The following is a 15429-nucleotide window of genomic DNA, read 5'->3' as shown; positions in this document are numbered from 1 at the left end:
CTTCGCCGGTCGGGATTGAATCCAGATGTATACAATCTTGCAGAAGCTGCTAGGCTGAAAGCTCTGGGTCAATCTTGACGGAGACTAACCGTGGCAGAGACACGCGACGCTGAGACGATGCTGTTGTCAGCAGAACAGGCCGAAGCTTTCGCCGCAGGGCTTTTTGCCGCCCACGGCGTGCCCGCAGGTGACGCACGGCTTGCGGCGTCCTGCCTCGTCCGGGCCGATCTTCGCGGGGTGGATACCCACGGCATTGTCAGGATGCCCGGCTATCTCGAACGTATCTCGCGGGGGCTGGTTAACCCCGCCCCATCGCTTGAATTCGACGCAATCGGGCCGTCCATGCTGCGCCTCGACGGGCAGAACGGGCTTGGCTTCGTCATTGCCAGCCGCGCCATTGCCGAAGGCATCCTCGTCGCAGAGCAGCAGGGCCTCGCGATGATCGGCGTTCGCAACTCCACCCATTTCGGCATGGCAGCCGCTTATCTGTTGCAGGCGATTGAGGCGGGCTATCTCGCCCTCGTCTTCACCAACGCCTCGCCTGCCCTGCCCCCCTGGGGCGGAACCGAGGAGGTTTTCGGCACCAGCCCTTTCGCCGTTGCCGCGCCCAATCCCGGCGGCATTCCGTTCGTGCTGGACATGGCCCCGACCATCGTCGCGCGCGGCAAAATCCGGAAGGCGGCACGCGAAGGCAAAGCGATACCGCCAGGCTGGGCACTCGATGCAGACGGGGCACCGACAACCGACCCCGACGCCGCGCTGCAGGGCGGCACGCTTCTGCCCATCGGCGGGCCGAAGGGGGCGGGCCTGTCGATCTGGCTGGATATCATGTGCGGGGTCCTGACCGGTGCGAATTTCGCAGGCGGTGTCGGCGACCAATACAAGAATTTCGATCGCCCGCAGGGGGTCGGTCATCTGATTACCGTGATCCGCCCGGATATCTGCCTTGGATCGCGCGATCTGTTCGGCGCGCGGATGCAGGAACTGGTCGAGACGGTGAAGAATAACCGCAAGGCCGATGGCGTGTCCGAGATCTTCATGCCCGGCGAGATCGAGGCGCGGACCGAGGCCGCGCGGCGGAAAACCGGCATTCCGTATCGTGTGGCGGACCTGGCACTCTTGGCCGGAATCGCGCGGCTGCATGACGTGGCGGTTCCCGACGGACTCTAGCCGGGCCTGTCATTTCGGGCCGATTCCGGCTAAGGCTTTGCCGATGGATCGTGCGCGCGTCTTCGATAGGAAGGATGGACGCGCCGCTCCTGCCCAGAAAGGCGGCCTTGATGAGCGACACCCTGACACCACCCGGCACCGCGCCAAACCCCTCGCCTGACAGTGCGCCGCATCGCCTCGTGATCGTGGGCGGCGGTTTCGGCGGTCTGGGACTGGCGAAATCGTTGCAGGCCAAGGGGCTTGAGATCACCATCATCGACCAGCGAAACCACCACCTGTTCCAGCCGTTGCTGTATCAGGTGGCAACGACGATCCTGCCGACCTCGGATGTGGCATGGCCGATCCGCAATCTGTTCAAGTCGCGCAAGGATGTGACGACACTTCTTGACGAGGTCACAGGGGTCGATACCGAAGCGAAGCGGGTTCTGCTGAAGGAGGGTGCGCCGGTCGGCTATGACACGCTCGTCCTCGCGACCGGGGCGCGGCATTCCTATTTCGGGCATGACGAATGGGAGCCCTTCGCGCCGGGCCTGAAATCGCTGGAGGACGCGACCACGATCCGCCGGCGCGTCCTGTCCGCCTTCGAAGAAGCCGAGCTGACCAGTGATGCTGACGAACGCGATGCCCTTTTAAGCTTCGTGATCGTCGGGGCAGGTGCGACAGGGGTCGAGCTTGCCGGGATCATCGCGGAACTCGCGCAGCGCATCCTGCCGCCGGAATTCCGCAATATCGACACGCGAAAGGCCCGCGTGATCCTGATCGAGGCCGGCCCGCGCGTTCTTCCCGCCTTCCCGAAGGAACTGTCCGACTATGCCGAGACAGCGCTGAAGCGGCTTGGCGTGACGGTGATGACGGACCACGCCGTGACCGCGATGTCGGATGCGGGCGTTACGGTATCAGGTCAGGAAATTCCCACGCGGACGGCGATCTGGGCGGCGGGTGTCACAGCCTCGCCCGCTGCGGGCTGGCTGGGCGCCGAGGCCGACCGCGCAGGCCGCGTCAAGGTGAACCCGGATCTGACAGTGCCCGGTCACCCGGATATATTCGTGATCGGCGACACTGCGGCAGTCGAGCGAGAGGATGGCAGCCCGGTGCCCGGCCTTGCCCCGGCAGCAAAGCAGCAGGGTCAGTTCGTCGCCAAGGTTCTGAAGGCGCGGCTTGCCGGGCAGAAACAAGACGACAAGTTCGTTTATCGCCATCAGGGCAGCCTTGCCACGATAGGGAAGCGTTCGGCGGTGGCGGATTTCGGCCGCATCCGCCTGAAGGGCGCGCTCGCCTGGTGGCTGTGGGGGATCGCGCATATCTATTTCCTGATCGGCACGCGCAGCCGAATCGCCGTCGCGCTGAACTGGCTGTGGTCCTTTATCTCGGGTCGCAACAGCGCGCGGCTTATCACCCAACGCGACATCCATTCCGACAAGCGTTAGCCGCCGCTGCCGCCGATCTCTGCGAAGCCGGGTCCGGCAAGCATCTGTTTCCATTTTCTTTTGCAGCGCGCGGGCCGTTTCATCGGCCCGCGACGGCGAAGATTGTCTCAGCCCATCCGCCCGCAGATATAGTTATTGAATATAATCATTATGCATGATAGCAAAATAGCAGGAGGAGACCCATGCCGAAGCCGGACGAATCGCCTGATTCTGGGACCGAAAAGAAAGGTATCACGGATAGCGTGCTTTTCTCTCTGATCGGTTACAGGCTGAAGCGTGTCTATATGCAGATCCAGCCGCTGGCCCAAAGGGTGCTGGCGGAAAACGATCTGCGTGTGGTCAGCTTCTCATGCCTGTCCATCATCACGGACAATCCGGGGATCGTGCAATCGGAACTGGCGGATGCCTTGCAGATGGAACGCTCTAACCTGGTCGTCATCATTGACGAGCTGGAAGAGCGCGGCCTCATCACGCGCAAGAAAATTCCGACAGACCGCCGGCGCTATGCGCTGACGGCGACCCTGCGCGGACGACACCTGCGCGATCGCGCAGCGGCAAAGGTCCGGACAGCCGAGGATGAGGTTCTGGGCTGGCTGGACGAAGACGACCGCGACCGCCTGCTGACGATCTTGGGAAGGCTCGAACGGCGGACGGCGCGCTAGAACTGGCAGACCACGCGCGACGGCCAAAGGACCGATCGCGACCACCACGGGAGGAATTCATGAATACGCGCTTCACCGCGACACTGTTTGCATGTTCCATCGCAGCATCGCTTGCCACGACCGCAGGGGCCGAAACAATCCGGGCCACCAGCGCTTTCGGCCCAAACCATGCCATTGCGAAGGACGTCTATCCGACAATCTTCCAGAAGCTGGAGGAAATGACCGATGGCCGCTGGACGGGTCAGGACACACCGTCCGGGCTTGTCGCCCCCAATGAAATGTCGACCGGCCTGCGCGACGGCGTGACCGATTTCGGCCCGCTTCTGATGCCCTATTTCATCGCCGAATATCCCGAAAGCGCGCTGGTTTCCGAACTGTCGATGCTGGGGTCAAGCGCGCAGGTCGTATCGTCTGCGGTGACGGAATACATCGTCACCTGCGAACCCTGTCAGGCCGAATTCAGCCGTAACGGACAGGTCTATCTGGGCTCCGACACGACCCCGCTTTATCAGCTTCTCAGCACGAAAGAAGTGCGGACGGTGGATGACATGAAGGGGCTGAAAGTGCGAAGCGGCTCGCCGTTTTACGCCGCATTCATCGAAAGCCTCGGCGGTGTCGCGGTGCAGATGCAATCGAGCGAGCTTTTCGAAAGCCTCAGCCAGGGCGTCATCGACGCGACGTTCAGCTCTCCGCATGAAATCATCGCCAACCGTCTGGGCGACGTGGTGAAATTCGCGACCGAGATCGACGAGGGCGTGTTCAACGGGGCAGCCGTTGCGACCGCCAGCAAGCTGCTTTGGGACCGGATGGACCCCGAGGATCGCCACGCACTCGCCGCCGCTTCGCAATATGGGCTGGCGGCAGGACTGGCCGGCTTTGATGCGCAGATCAAGGAAGTTCGCGACCAGAACCTCGTGCAGTTCGTCGAACCCGATGCAGCGCTGATCGAGGCGCGCGACGCGTTCAACGAACAGCGCCTTGCCGGGGCGGCCGCGATCCTGGAAGAGCGTGGCGTCACCGATGCCCAGACCAAGATCGACCGCTACACCGCGCTGATCGAAAAATGGGAAGGCCTTGTCAAAGCCGAGATGCCCGCCGAAGAACTCGGCGCGCTGCGCGACAAGGAAATCTGGGCGAATGTCGATTTCGCCACCTACGGACAATAGGACCGACCGCGCGCGCCGGATCGCGGCGCGCGCAGCTTGCCGCAACCCGTAAATGCAGGAGGATCGGATGCTGAAACCGATTGAAACCGCAATTGCGCGGTTCAGCATGGTGATCGGTGGTGCCGTGCTGATACTGATGATGCTTCAGGTGGTCGTCGACGTGTTCATGCGCGCCTTTCTGGGCGCCGGCTTTCCCGCCACGCCCGATCTCGTCGGCAAGTATTACATGGTCGCGGTCAGCCTGTTTCCGCTGGCCCTGACAGAGCTGAAGCGCCGCCATATCGAGGCCACGATTTTCACCCAGCGTCTGACAGGCCGCAGTCGCCAATGCGTCATCCTGTTCGGTTTCCTGATCTTTGCCGCCGTGCTGGCTGTGCTGCTCTACGGCTCCACCCTGGAAGCGATCAGCAAGACCCAGCGCGGCGCGTATATCGAGGCGGGAACGATCCGCTTCGTGACCTGGCCCAGCTTCTGGATACTCCCCTTCTCATTCGCGCTGGCGCTTATCGTCATCCTGATCCGCATCTACGAGGTCGTGAGCGAACAGTTCGACGATGACGAGCATGACGTGATGGAACAGGTCGATGCCATAAGGGAGGACGCGTGATGGAACCGATGACCATCGGCATTCTGGCGCTTGTCGCGCTGCTTGGCCTGATCGCATTGCGCGTGCCGATTGCGGCGGCGCTGATCGGCGTGTCCTTCCTTGGCATCTGGATGATCGCGGGTATCCGCCCCGCGCTGTCGATGCTGTCGACGATACCCTATACGACATCGGCAAGCTGGACGCTTTCGTCCATCCCGATGTTCCTTCTGATGGGCTATATCGCCTATCATTCAGGCCTGACGCGCGGGCTGTTCGAGGCCGCGCGCGTCTGGTGGGGATGGATGCCGGGCGGGCTTGCAATCGCCTCGCTGGCCGGGGCGTCAGGCTTTGCGGCAGTGTCGGGATCATCGGTCGCCTGTTCGGCTGCAATTGGCCGGATCGCGGTGCCGGAAATGGCGCGTCAGGGCTATAACCTGTCAATCGCGACCGGCTCGGTCGCGGCGGGCGGCACCATCGGCGCATTGATACCGCCGTCGATCATACTGATCCTTTACGGCATTCAGGCCGAGACGTCGATCAACCAGCTTTTCCTGGGCGGCCTGTTCGTCGGGCTTGCGTCGCTGCTGTTCTATGTCGCGGCGGTGCTGATCGTCTGGTGGCGTAATCCCGAAAGCCTGCCCCGCTCCACTGCGCACAGCATGGGCGACCGCTGGCGCAAGACGGCCGAGATCTGGCCCGTGCTGCTGCTGATCGTGGCGGTGTTCGGCGGGCTGTTCACCGGCTTCTTCACCGCGACCGAGGCAGGCGCGTTCGGCAGTTTCGTTGCCATCCTGATCGGGCTCGCGCGCCGCTCGCTCAGCTGGGAGGGGTTCAAGGAAAGCCTTGTCGATACGCTTCTGTCAGGCGGTGCGCTGTTTATCATCGCGATAGGCGCAAACCTGTTCACGCGGCTTGTCGCGATGTCGGGCCTGTCCATGCAGATGGGTCTGTTCGTGGAAGGGCTTGGGCTCGGAACCTTCGCGCTGCTGCTGGCCATCGTGGTGATCTATCTGATCCTCGGGATGTTTCTGGAACCGATCGGGGCGCTGTTGCTGACCCTGCCGCTGTTTCTGCCGATCCTGGCCCAGCACGGCATCGACAAGCTGTGGTTCGGCCTTTTGGTCGCCAAGCTGCTGGAGATCGGAATGATAACGCCGCCGGTCGGGTTGAACGTGTTCGTCATACACTCTGTCGCGCGTGACTATGTGCGCCTTGAACAGGTCTTTGCCGGGATCATCCCCTTCATCCTGGCCGATCTTGCCCTTGTCGCCTGCATGCTGGCGATCCGTGGCCTCATCTGAAGAAGGAAAAGCTATGCAGATTTCTGACCAAACGGCGCTTGTCACCGGCGCAGGAAGTGGCCTGGGCGAAGCGACCGCCCGCAGGCTTGCGGCCAATGGCGCGCGCGTCGCAGTCATGGACCTGAAGCAGGACGCCGCCGACCGGGTCGCGGCAGAGATCGGCGGCCTTGCCGTGGCGGCCGATGTCTCGGATGCGAACGCGGTCGAGGCTGCGTTCAACCGCGTCGTCGATACCCTGGGCACCCCGCGCATCCTTGTGAACTGCGCCGGGATCGCAACGGCCGGGCGCATTGTCCCGAAAGAGGGAAAGCCCGATTTCGAAACCTTTGCCCGAACGCTGAAGATCAATCTCTATGGCAGCTTCGTCACCCTCAGTATCGCGGCGCAAGCGATGGCTGCGCTGGAGCCGCTTGACGCGGATGGCGCAAGGGGTGTGATCGTCAACACCGCGTCGGTCGCGTTTCAGGACGGCCAGATCGGGCAGGCTGCCTATGCCGCATCGAAAGGCGGGATCGCCTCGATGACGCTGCCCGCAGCGCGCGAACTGTCGCGTTTCGGCATCCGTGTCGTCACCATCGCGCCGGGCGTCTTCGAAACCGCGATGAGCGCCGGGCTGCCAGAGCCGGTGCGCACATCGCTGGAGGCGGGCATCCCCTTCCCGTCGCGCATGGGCCGCCCCGAGGAATACGCGATGCTGGTTCAAAGCATCGTCGAAAACCCACTGCTGAATGGCGAGGTCATCCGCATCGACAGCGCTGTCCGTCTGGCCCCGAAATGATCGCGCCTGCGCAGGAGAATACGATGTCCGATCACAGCAAATACCTGACGACCGAGGTGGACGGTGCGGTCGCGACCGTCACGCTGACCCGTCCCGACAAGCGCAATGCCATGAGCGACGGGCTGATCGCGGCGATCGAGAATGCCTATTCGACCATGCCGAAAGAGGTGCGCGTCGTCATTCTGACCGGCGCGGGCGGGCATTACTGCTCGGGCCTCGATCTTTCCGAACATGTGGACCGCAGCGCCGAGGAAGGCGTCTATCATTCGCGTAACTGGCATCGGGTGATGGATCTGATCCAGTTCGGCGGGCTGGTCACGGTATCTGCGATGCAGGGTGCAGTGATCGGCGGCGGGCTTGAACTGGCCAGCTCGACCCATGTGCGCATCGCCGAGCCGTCGGTCATCTTCCAGCTTCCCGAGGGGCGTCGCGGCATTTTCGTGGGCGGCGGCGCCTCGGTTCGGGTTGGCCGCATTCTTGGTCCCGACCGCATGGTCGAAATGATGCTGACCGGGCGCAAATACGATGCCGAAGAAGGGCTGCGCCTTGGCCTTGCCCATTACAGCGTCGGCGATGGAGAGGCACTGCCGCTGGCGCGCAAGCTGGCCGAGCAGATCGCCGGAAACGCGCCGATGTCCAACTATTTCATGGTTCAGGCATTGTCGCGGGTCAATGACATGTCCCGCGCTGACGGCCTGTTCACCGAAAGCCTGTGCGCGGCTCTGGTTCAGACCACCCCTGACGCCGAGGAAGGGTTGCGCGCATTCCTTGAAAAGCGCGCCCCGATATTTCGCTGATCCAAAGCAACGCGAGGAGGAGGAGGAGGAGATGACGGACATTCCGCCGCTGACCAGCGACAATGTCGAGGAACGCGCAGCCTGGGCGCGCGCCCATACCGTGACCAGATGGATCGCCCACGACACGCTGCGAGAGGATCGCGACGATGGCACGATCCTGTTACGCGCCGCGCAGAAAATGGGCGAGGTCGCGCCGAATACTGGCCATTGGCTGCACCACTGGGCCAGGACGGAACCAGAACGTATCGCGCTGTCAGAACGCGCCGGCCCCGCTGCCGATGACGGCCCGTGGCGTGATATCAGCTACGCTGATCTGCTGGCCCATGTCCGGTCGGTCGCCTCGGCGCTGCTCGAACGCGGCCTTGGATCGGACGACACGATTGCAATCCTGTCAGGCAACAGTGCGGACCACCAGATACTGTCGCTTGCCGCGCAATATGTCGGCATCCCCGTCGTGCCGCTTGCGGAACAATATGCGCTTATCAAAGAGGCCCATGGCCGCCTGATCTTCGTGCTGAACAAGGTGCATCCGAAGCTTGCCTTCGTCGACGATGCCGGCCGTTACGCATCCGCTCTCGATCTGCCGGAACTGGCCGGGATCGAGGTGCTGGCGTCTGCAACCGAAGGCGCGCCGCGCGATGTGACGCCCTTCCGCTCGCTGCTCACCACGCCAGATCACCCCGATCTCGACCCGATTCATGCCGAGGTCGGCCCCGATACGCTGGCGAAGATCCTGTTCACGTCCGGCTCATCAAGCGAGCCGAAGGGTGTGCTTACCACGCAGGGAATGATGTGCGCCAATCAGGCGCAGATGTCGGCCGTGATGCCCTATCTTTCGGATCACCCGCCGCGCGTTACGGATTGGTTGCCCTGGAACCATGTGTTTGGCGGCAGTCACAACGTCAACATGATGCTTGCCCATGGCGGCACACTGACGATCGATCAGGGCAAACCCACCGCGAAGGGCTTTCCGACCACGCTGGCCAACCGGCGGGAACGTCCGGGCACCCTGGGTTTCAACGTGCCGGTCGGTTTTGCGATGCTGACCGAGGCAGCCGATCAGGACCCCGACACCCGCGCGCGCCTGTTTGAGGAGTTGGACCTGATCTTCTATGCAGGCGCTTCGCTGCCTCAGGAAGTCTGGCTCAGGCTTGAACGCTTCAGCATCGAGGCGCGGGGCGGGCTGCCGATGATGGCATCAAGCTGGGGCCTGACCGAAACCGCCCCCGCATGCGTGATGGTGCATGAACCCATCGGACGCTCTGGCGTGATTGGCGTGCCGCTGCCTGGTGTCGAGGTCAAGCTGATCCCCGATGACGAGATGCGATGCGAAATCCGCGTCAAGGGACCGAACGTCTTCACAGGGTATCTGGACGATCCCGAAAAGACCGCCGCCGCGTTCGACGATGAAGGCTTTTTCATCACCGGCGACGCAGTTCGTTTCGTTGACGCTGGCGACGCCTCTCGCGGGCTGGTCTTCGACGGGCGCGTGTCCGAGGACTTCAAGCTGAATACCGGCACCTGGGTGCAGGCCGGAACGCTGCGCATGGCGGTTCTGGACCGCTTGCGCGGGCTGGCGCAGGACGTGGTGATCTGCGGCCACGACCGGGGCGAAGTCGGGCTGTTCATCTTTCCCGCCCCCCAACAGGTTCGCGCCGAACACGCGACGCGCGGCGCGCTGAGCGACCCGCAGCTAGCCGCGCGGATCGAAACCGAATTGCGGCAGATGAATGCCGGGATCACCGGTTCGGCCAAACGCATCACGCGGGCAATCGTCCTGGCCGATCCGCCATCACTTGCCGATCAGGAGGTGACCGACAAGGGCTCGCTGAACATTCGCAAGATCCTGACCCGGCGCGCCGAGTTGCTGGAGCGGCTTTACGACAACGAAGACCCCGCGCTTATCCGCGTCTGAGGAGGCCATGATGACCAAGATTGATTTCGACAAAATTCGCGCCATCGACATCCATACCCATGCCGAAGAACCCTGCGGCTGCCATGCCGATGACGGCTATGACGAATTGCAGACGACCATGGCGAAATATTTCGGCGCGCCGTGGTCTCATCCGCCCACGATTGATGAAACCGCCGCGCATTATCGCGAGATGAACATTGCCGCCGTGATCTTCCCGGTCGATGCCGAACGTGAGACAGGCTATCGCCGATACAATAATTACGAAGTCGCGGATGCTTGCGCGAAACACGACGACATTCTGATACCCTTCGCGTCGATCGACCCGGCGAAAGGTCGTCTTGGCGCGCGCGAAGCACGTGATCTGGTCGAAAATCACGGCGTCCAGGGGTTCAAGTTCCACCCGACAATGCAGGGCTTCTATCCCAACGACCGCAGCGCCTATGTGCTTTACGAAGCCATAGCCGAAACCGGCAAGCCCGCCCTGTTTCATACCGGACAGACCGGTGTTGGCTCGGGGATGCCGGGCGGAAACGGGATGCGGCTGAAATATTCGAACCCGATCTATATGGACGATCTTGCCGTCGATTTTCCCGACATGCCCATCATCCTCGCCCATCCGTCCTTTCCCTGGCAGGAGGAGGCCCTGGCCGTCGCCCAGCACAAGCCCAACGTTTATATCGACCTGTCGGGCTGGTCGCCGAAATACTTCCCGAAAATCCTTGTCCAGTACGCGAATACCATCCTGAAGAAAAAGATGCTGTTCGGCAGCGACTGGCCGATGATCGCGCCGGAAAAATGGCTTGACGCGTTCGACAAGGCAGAATTCCGCGACGAGGTCCGCCCGCTCATTCTCAAGCAAAATGCGATGCGCCTGCTTGGCATCGCCAATTGACCCCGCAGTCCCAATTCCGCGGCACCCTGCCCTGCCGCACATTCGGAGGAACTTCGATGAAATCGGTTTTCTGCTTCAGCGCGGCTTCGCTTCTTGCCGCACCGGCTTTCGCCCTTTCATGCGACGGGCTCACGCCCGATGCGCTTGGTCTTGAGGGCATCACATTTACCGAGGTCGCAAGCGTGCCCGCCGGCGATGACAGCACGGTCGCCCAATGCCGCATTCGTGGCCGCATGGCCGAACGCACGGGCAGTGACGGTCGCGAATATGCGCTGTCCTTCGAACTCGCATTGCCGCAAGACTGGAACGGAGATTTCGTGCATCAGTTCAACGGCGGCAATGACGGCGTCGTCAAACCGGCGACAGGCGCACTGGAATCGGGCACCGGGGATCAGTCCCCGCTGGCACGCGGCTTTGCGGTCATCAGCAGCGATGCTGGCCATGACGGTTCCCTGTTTCAGGATCGCGGCCTTGCCGGCGGCTCTGCATTCGGCGCGGATTTCGAAGCACGGCAAATGTATGGGTACAAGGCCGTCGCCAGCTTGCAGCCCGTCGCAGAAACCATCGTCGAAGGCTTCTACGAAAAGCCCATCTCTCACAGCTATGGGATCGGCTGCTCGAATGGCGGACGCCACGCCATGGTCGCCGCCGCCCGAATGCCGGACGCATTCGACGGGCTGCTGATCGGTGCACCGGGCTTTCACCTGCCGCGCGCAGCGTTGCAGCACGCGCTGGATGCACAAAGCTTCGCAGAAGTTGACACAGACATTCGCAAGGCATTCTCGCCCGAGGATCTCCGGCTGGTCGCCGACAGCATCCTGCAAAGCTGCGACGACCTTGACGGGCTTTCCGACGGTGTCGTCAACGATACCGCCGCCTGCCAGCAGGCATTCGACATCACACAGTTGCAATGCACCGATGGCCAGAACTCTGCCTGTCTGTCGCCCGCGCAGATCACCGCGCTTCAGACGATCCATGCCGGCCCCAAAGACGCCGACGGCAAACAGCTTTACAGCGACTGGTCCTGGGACCCGGGTATTGCGGGCGCGGATTGGCGCTTCTGGAAGCTGGAGAGCACCGTTCCACCCTGGGACAATATGCCGATCATCGCCGTCATGGGTGCGTCATCGCTGGCACAGGTCTTTACCACCCCACCGACCGAGGTCGGCGGCACCCCGGCTGAATTGCTGCAATTCCTGCTCGATTTCGACATCGCGACGCAGGCGGCACAGATCGACGCTACAGACGACGACTTCCCGGAATCTGCGATGCAGGTGATGGCCCCGCCCGGCTCGGACAATCCCGATCTGGCGTCGTTTCGTGACGCGGGCGGCAAGATGATGATCTATCATGGCGTGGCCGACCCGGTCTTTTCGGTGAACGATACCGCGAACTGGTTCGCAAAGCTGAACGCGAACAATGGTGGCGAGGCAGAGTTCGCGCGCTTTTATCCGGTTCCCGGGATGAACCACTGTCACGGCGGCCCCGGCGCGGATGCGTTCGATCTTTTGACGCCTCTGGTCGAGTGGGTCGAAAACGGCACCGAACCTGCAGTCGCCACCGCGACCATACGCCCGGACAACGAAGATGCGCCCGAGGCGCTGCGCGGGGCCACGCGCCCGCTTTGCCCGGCACCGCAGGTCGCGCGCTATGGCAGTGGGGACGAGGCCTCCGCAGCCAGTTTCCAATGCGAGTGAGCCGGTCATGATTCCGTTTCAGGCCCCCGTCGACGACATTTTTCACAGCCTGCGCAGTTTTGCGGGCGATCTGCCGGACTGGGACGCCGAGCTGTCCGAGGAGATCGTCCGCCACTTCGCCAGTCTGGCCGAAGGCGTGCTTGCGCCGCTTAATGCAACCGGCGACCGGCAAGGATGCCGGCTGGAAAACGGCCGCGTGCGGATGCCTGACGGTTTCGGGACCGGATATGCGGAACTGGCCGCCGGTGGCTGGCAGGGGCTGACTGCACCCGATGCGCTAGGGGGTCAGGCGCTGGATCACCTGACGGCAGCGGCGGTGTCGGAAATCTTTTCCGGCGCGAACCACGCGCTGCAGATGGTGACGGGGCTTGTGCCCGGTGCGATCTCGACCCTGCTGGCGCATGGCACAAGGGATCAGCAGGAACGGTTCATCCCGCGCCTGACCTCTGGCGAGTGGCTTTCGACCATGTGCCTGACGGAAGCGGGCGCGGGGTCCGATCTGGGGCGCATCCGCACACGGGCGGAAGACACCGGCCACGGCTGGACGATCGAGGGGCAGAAGATCTTCATTTCCGGCGGCGATCAGGACATGTCACAGGGCATCCTTCACCTCGTCCTTGCGCGCACCGGCGCTGCCGACAGCGGCGTGAAGGGTCTGTCGCTGTTTCTTTGCCCGTCCGAGGCTGAGGGCGTCCGCAACAAGGTCAGCGTCACCCGGATCGAGGAGAAGATGGGTCTTCACGCCTCGCCCACCTGCCAGATGGAGTTCGACGGGGCTGCGGCCGAACTGATCGGGACGGAAGGCGGCGGGTTGGCCGCCATGTTCACGATGATGAACCACGCCCGCATCGACGTTGCGCTGCAGGGCGTGGCCCATGCCGCGCGCGCATATGCCATTGCACGCGCCTATGCGGCTGAGCGCCGGCAGGGCCGCGCCCCCGATGGCAGCGCGGCCGTTCTGTCGGACCACCCCGACATCCAGCGGATGTTGGGTGAGCAGGCCGATCTGGTGCATACGGCACGCGCCATGTGCCATATTGCGCTGGCAGAAATCGAACGCGGCGAGAGGCCCGAACTGATCGAACTGCTGACCTCGCTTTCCAAGATCCACGCGACCAATGCCGGAATTCGCGCGGCAGATCTGGGCATCCAGATCCTTGGCGGTTACGGCTATCTGGAAGAATACGGCATGTCGCAGATCTGGCGCGACGCCCGCATCACCTCGATCTACGAAGGCACGAACGGCATCCACGCGCTGACCATCGCGACGCGCGGCCTTCGCCTTGGCCACGGCGCGGCAATCGACCAGTTCGCCGAACTGCTGGCGCGGCTGGCGCCCAATGACGACGGCCTTGCGCAAGCCGCGAATTCGTGGCGGGTCCGTGCACATGCGCTGGCTGAGTGCAGCGACGTGCGTGCCGAGGCGCATGACTTCGCCCTGGATACGGCGGCGGTTCTGTCAAAGGCTATCCGGTCCCGGATGCGCGCGGTCGGTGGCTGACAGCGGCGCTCACGGCCCTGCGTCATTCTCGTAGATCGCGAGCGCCGGGGCGAGATCCAGCTTCCCGATCCGCTCCAGAAACGCGCTTCTGCCCAGATTGCGCCCTGACAGTCGCAGCTCCTGCAGGATCAGCGCGGTCAGCGCATGTATTCGCGCGGCCTCCAGATCCGCGCCGTTCGCCAGCGCCCAGTTCAGGCTGGGCGGGGCGGGGCCGACGAAAGCGCGCGCATCCCCGCGCCGCAATTGCAGCGGCGCTTTTGGATCGTCTCGCGGCAAGGCCTGCCAGCCAGAAACCTCAGACGCGCTTCGCGCCTGATCCTCCTCTGCCGCGCTAAGCCGGCCGCGCAGATCGCCGAGCAAACTGCCCAGATCGACGAAGCCTTCCTGACCGGCAATGACGCGGCGCCCATAGCTGCCGCCCTCGGCGTTGAATGCGCTGATCGCCGCACCGGCGGCCTGCGCCGCCGATTGCGGCGCAGGCAGGATCAGCGCGATACTCTCGCCGCTGATCCCCTGCGTCTCGATTTGGTCAAGCATGCCAAGATAGGCCCGGATGTCGCCGACCTGCGAGTCCGAGACATCAAAATGTGGCATCTGAAGCGTTCTGCCATCCGCCGCGATACCCTCTCGGATCGCTTTGCCAAGCGCGGCTGCGTCATAGGCCACGCCCCCGGCTGGTGGGTTGGAGAGCACCGACCAGCGGATCGCGGGCGCGCGGCCTGCACCGCCCTCGGTGCCGCCCTGCCCGTCACTGCCGTGGCAACCCGCGCAGGGCATCCGGCCTTCCATCCTGGGTAACGCGCGGCCGGCGACGATTGGAACCAGCCCCGCGCCGTCGTGAAAAATGGCGCGACCCTGCGCGGCATCGCCTGTCGCGCCTGTCTCCGCCACGGCACCGCCACCCGTTGCGGCCAGCAGAACCGCGAATGCAAGCCGCACCGGGAAACGTCAGTCCGCCGCGCGGGCCAGCGCGATCAACGCATCAGGATCGGCATCCCCGGTGACGCGCGTGAACTCTCCGCTGGCCATGTCGCCGACGAAATAAACATTCTCATGCGTCTCGATCGGGCCTGCGTCGATTCCGAAGGCGGACAGCAGCGCGGGGGTATCAGTCTCGCTTGCGCGCAGCCAGTCCCATCGGTCGCTTGCATCCATGTCACGCGCCGCCGCAGCCAGCGCATCAGGCGTGTCGCGGACAGGATCAACCGTGATCGAAAGGATTTTCAGCGGGGATTCGCCCGCCTCGGCAAGCTCCTCGTCAACAATGCTGAGCGTCGCCTGCGTCATCAGGCAGACCTCGGTGCAATTCGTGTAAAGGAAAGACACCAGCACGGGCCCGCCGTCGGCATAGCGGCTGACAATCCCGCCGCTATCCCCGTTCTGGTCAGTGACCGAGATATCCGGCAATTTGATCGCCTCGGTCGCATTGCCGATCTTCATCGGCGCGGGTTCTTCATGCGGCCCGTCATGGCCGAATGCGGGAAGCGTGAAATGCCCCGTCAGGGCTGCGGCAACAAGCAAATGCGAAGTCTTCATC

At 63.3% G+C, this 15429-nt stretch carries 14 protein-coding genes; 12 read left to right on the top strand and 2 right to left on the bottom strand.

Annotation, left to right across the window (positions count from 1 at the left end; all coding sequences use genetic code 11):
* Positions 1 to 90: 90 nt before the first annotated feature.
* The 12 genes from FQV27_RS07480 to FQV27_RS07425 all read left to right on the top strand — a co-directional run bounded on the left by FQV27_RS07480 (position 91) and on the right by FQV27_RS07425 (position 13892).
* Positions 91 to 1170 carry an Ldh family oxidoreductase gene (locus FQV27_RS07480; RefSeq protein ID WP_222611674.1) on the top strand — a complete coding sequence of 360 codons (1080 nt, stop codon included), beginning with the start codon at positions 91 to 93 and terminating at the stop codon, positions 1168 to 1170.
* Positions 1171 to 1280: 110 nt separating this feature from the next.
* Positions 1281 to 2597, top strand: coding sequence for an NAD(P)/FAD-dependent oxidoreductase (locus tag FQV27_RS07475; RefSeq protein WP_147097231.1), 1317 nt, complete (start codon positions 1281 to 1283; stop codon positions 2595 to 2597).
* Positions 2598 to 2779: 182 nt separating this feature from the next.
* On the top strand, positions 2780 to 3259 hold the full coding sequence (locus FQV27_RS07470; protein ID WP_147097230.1) for a MarR family winged helix-turn-helix transcriptional regulator: 480 nt from the start codon (positions 2780 to 2782) through the stop codon (positions 3257 to 3259).
* Between the two features lie 59 nt (positions 3260 to 3318).
* Positions 3319 to 4425, top strand: coding sequence for a C4-dicarboxylate TRAP transporter substrate-binding protein (locus FQV27_RS07465; protein ID WP_147097229.1), 1107 nt, complete (start codon positions 3319 to 3321; stop codon positions 4423 to 4425).
* Between the two features lie 67 nt (positions 4426 to 4492).
* Positions 4493 to 5032: a TRAP transporter small permease gene (locus tag FQV27_RS07460; RefSeq protein WP_147097228.1), complete on the top strand. Its 540-nt coding sequence runs from the start codon at positions 4493 to 4495 to the stop codon at positions 5030 to 5032.
* Complete coding sequence (locus FQV27_RS07455; RefSeq protein WP_147097227.1) at positions 5032 to 6312, top strand: TRAP transporter large permease; 1281 nt, start codon at positions 5032 to 5034, stop codon at positions 6310 to 6312. Before FQV27_RS07460 ends, FQV27_RS07455 begins: the two co-directional genes overlap by 1 nt.
* A 13-nt stretch (positions 6313 to 6325) precedes the next feature.
* Positions 6326 to 7090 (top strand): SDR family NAD(P)-dependent oxidoreductase, encoded by a 765-nt coding sequence (locus FQV27_RS07450; protein ID WP_147097226.1) that lies wholly within the window; start codon positions 6326 to 6328, stop codon positions 7088 to 7090.
* Positions 7091 to 7113: 23 nt separating this feature from the next.
* A complete protein-coding gene (locus FQV27_RS07445) occupies positions 7114 to 7887 on the top strand; it encodes a crotonase/enoyl-CoA hydratase family protein (RefSeq protein ID WP_147097225.1) in 774 nt (257 codons plus the stop codon).
* Positions 7888 to 7918: 31 nt separating this feature from the next.
* Positions 7919 to 9802 (top strand): feruloyl-CoA synthase, encoded by a 1884-nt coding sequence (locus tag FQV27_RS07440; RefSeq protein WP_147097224.1) that lies wholly within the window; start codon positions 7919 to 7921, stop codon positions 9800 to 9802.
* Between the two features lie 10 nt (positions 9803 to 9812).
* Positions 9813 to 10694, top strand: coding sequence for an amidohydrolase family protein (locus FQV27_RS07435; RefSeq protein ID WP_147097223.1), 882 nt, complete (start codon positions 9813 to 9815; stop codon positions 10692 to 10694).
* Positions 10695 to 10750: 56 nt separating this feature from the next.
* Positions 10751 to 12391, top strand: coding sequence for a tannase/feruloyl esterase family alpha/beta hydrolase (locus FQV27_RS07430; RefSeq protein WP_147097222.1), 1641 nt, complete (start codon positions 10751 to 10753; stop codon positions 12389 to 12391).
* A 7-nt stretch (positions 12392 to 12398) separates the two neighbouring features.
* Positions 12399 to 13892 (top strand): acyl-CoA dehydrogenase family protein, encoded by a 1494-nt coding sequence (locus FQV27_RS07425; protein WP_147097221.1) that lies wholly within the window; start codon positions 12399 to 12401, stop codon positions 13890 to 13892.
* Positions 13893 to 13901: 9 nt separating this feature from the next.
* Here the strand turns inward: FQV27_RS07425 and FQV27_RS07420 are convergent, their stop codons facing one another.
* Together FQV27_RS07420 and FQV27_RS07415 are read right to left on the bottom strand one after the other, a co-directional pair.
* Positions 13902 to 14831, bottom strand: coding sequence for a c-type cytochrome (locus tag FQV27_RS07420; protein ID WP_147097220.1), 930 nt, complete (start codon positions 14829 to 14831; stop codon positions 13902 to 13904).
* A gap of 9 nt (positions 14832 to 14840) precedes the next feature.
* Positions 14841 to 15428 (bottom strand): SCO family protein, encoded by a 588-nt coding sequence (locus FQV27_RS07415; protein WP_147097219.1) that lies wholly within the window; start codon positions 15426 to 15428, stop codon positions 14841 to 14843.
* Position 15429: the final 1 nt, after the last annotated feature.

This window comes from Paracoccus aurantiacus, from assembly GCF_007993065.1.
Taxonomy (GTDB): domain Bacteria; phylum Pseudomonadota; class Alphaproteobacteria; order Rhodobacterales; family Rhodobacteraceae; genus Paracoccus; species Paracoccus aurantiacus.
The sequence above is the reverse complement of the archived record's forward strand: the minus strand, read 5'-3'. Positions and strand labels throughout refer to the sequence as shown.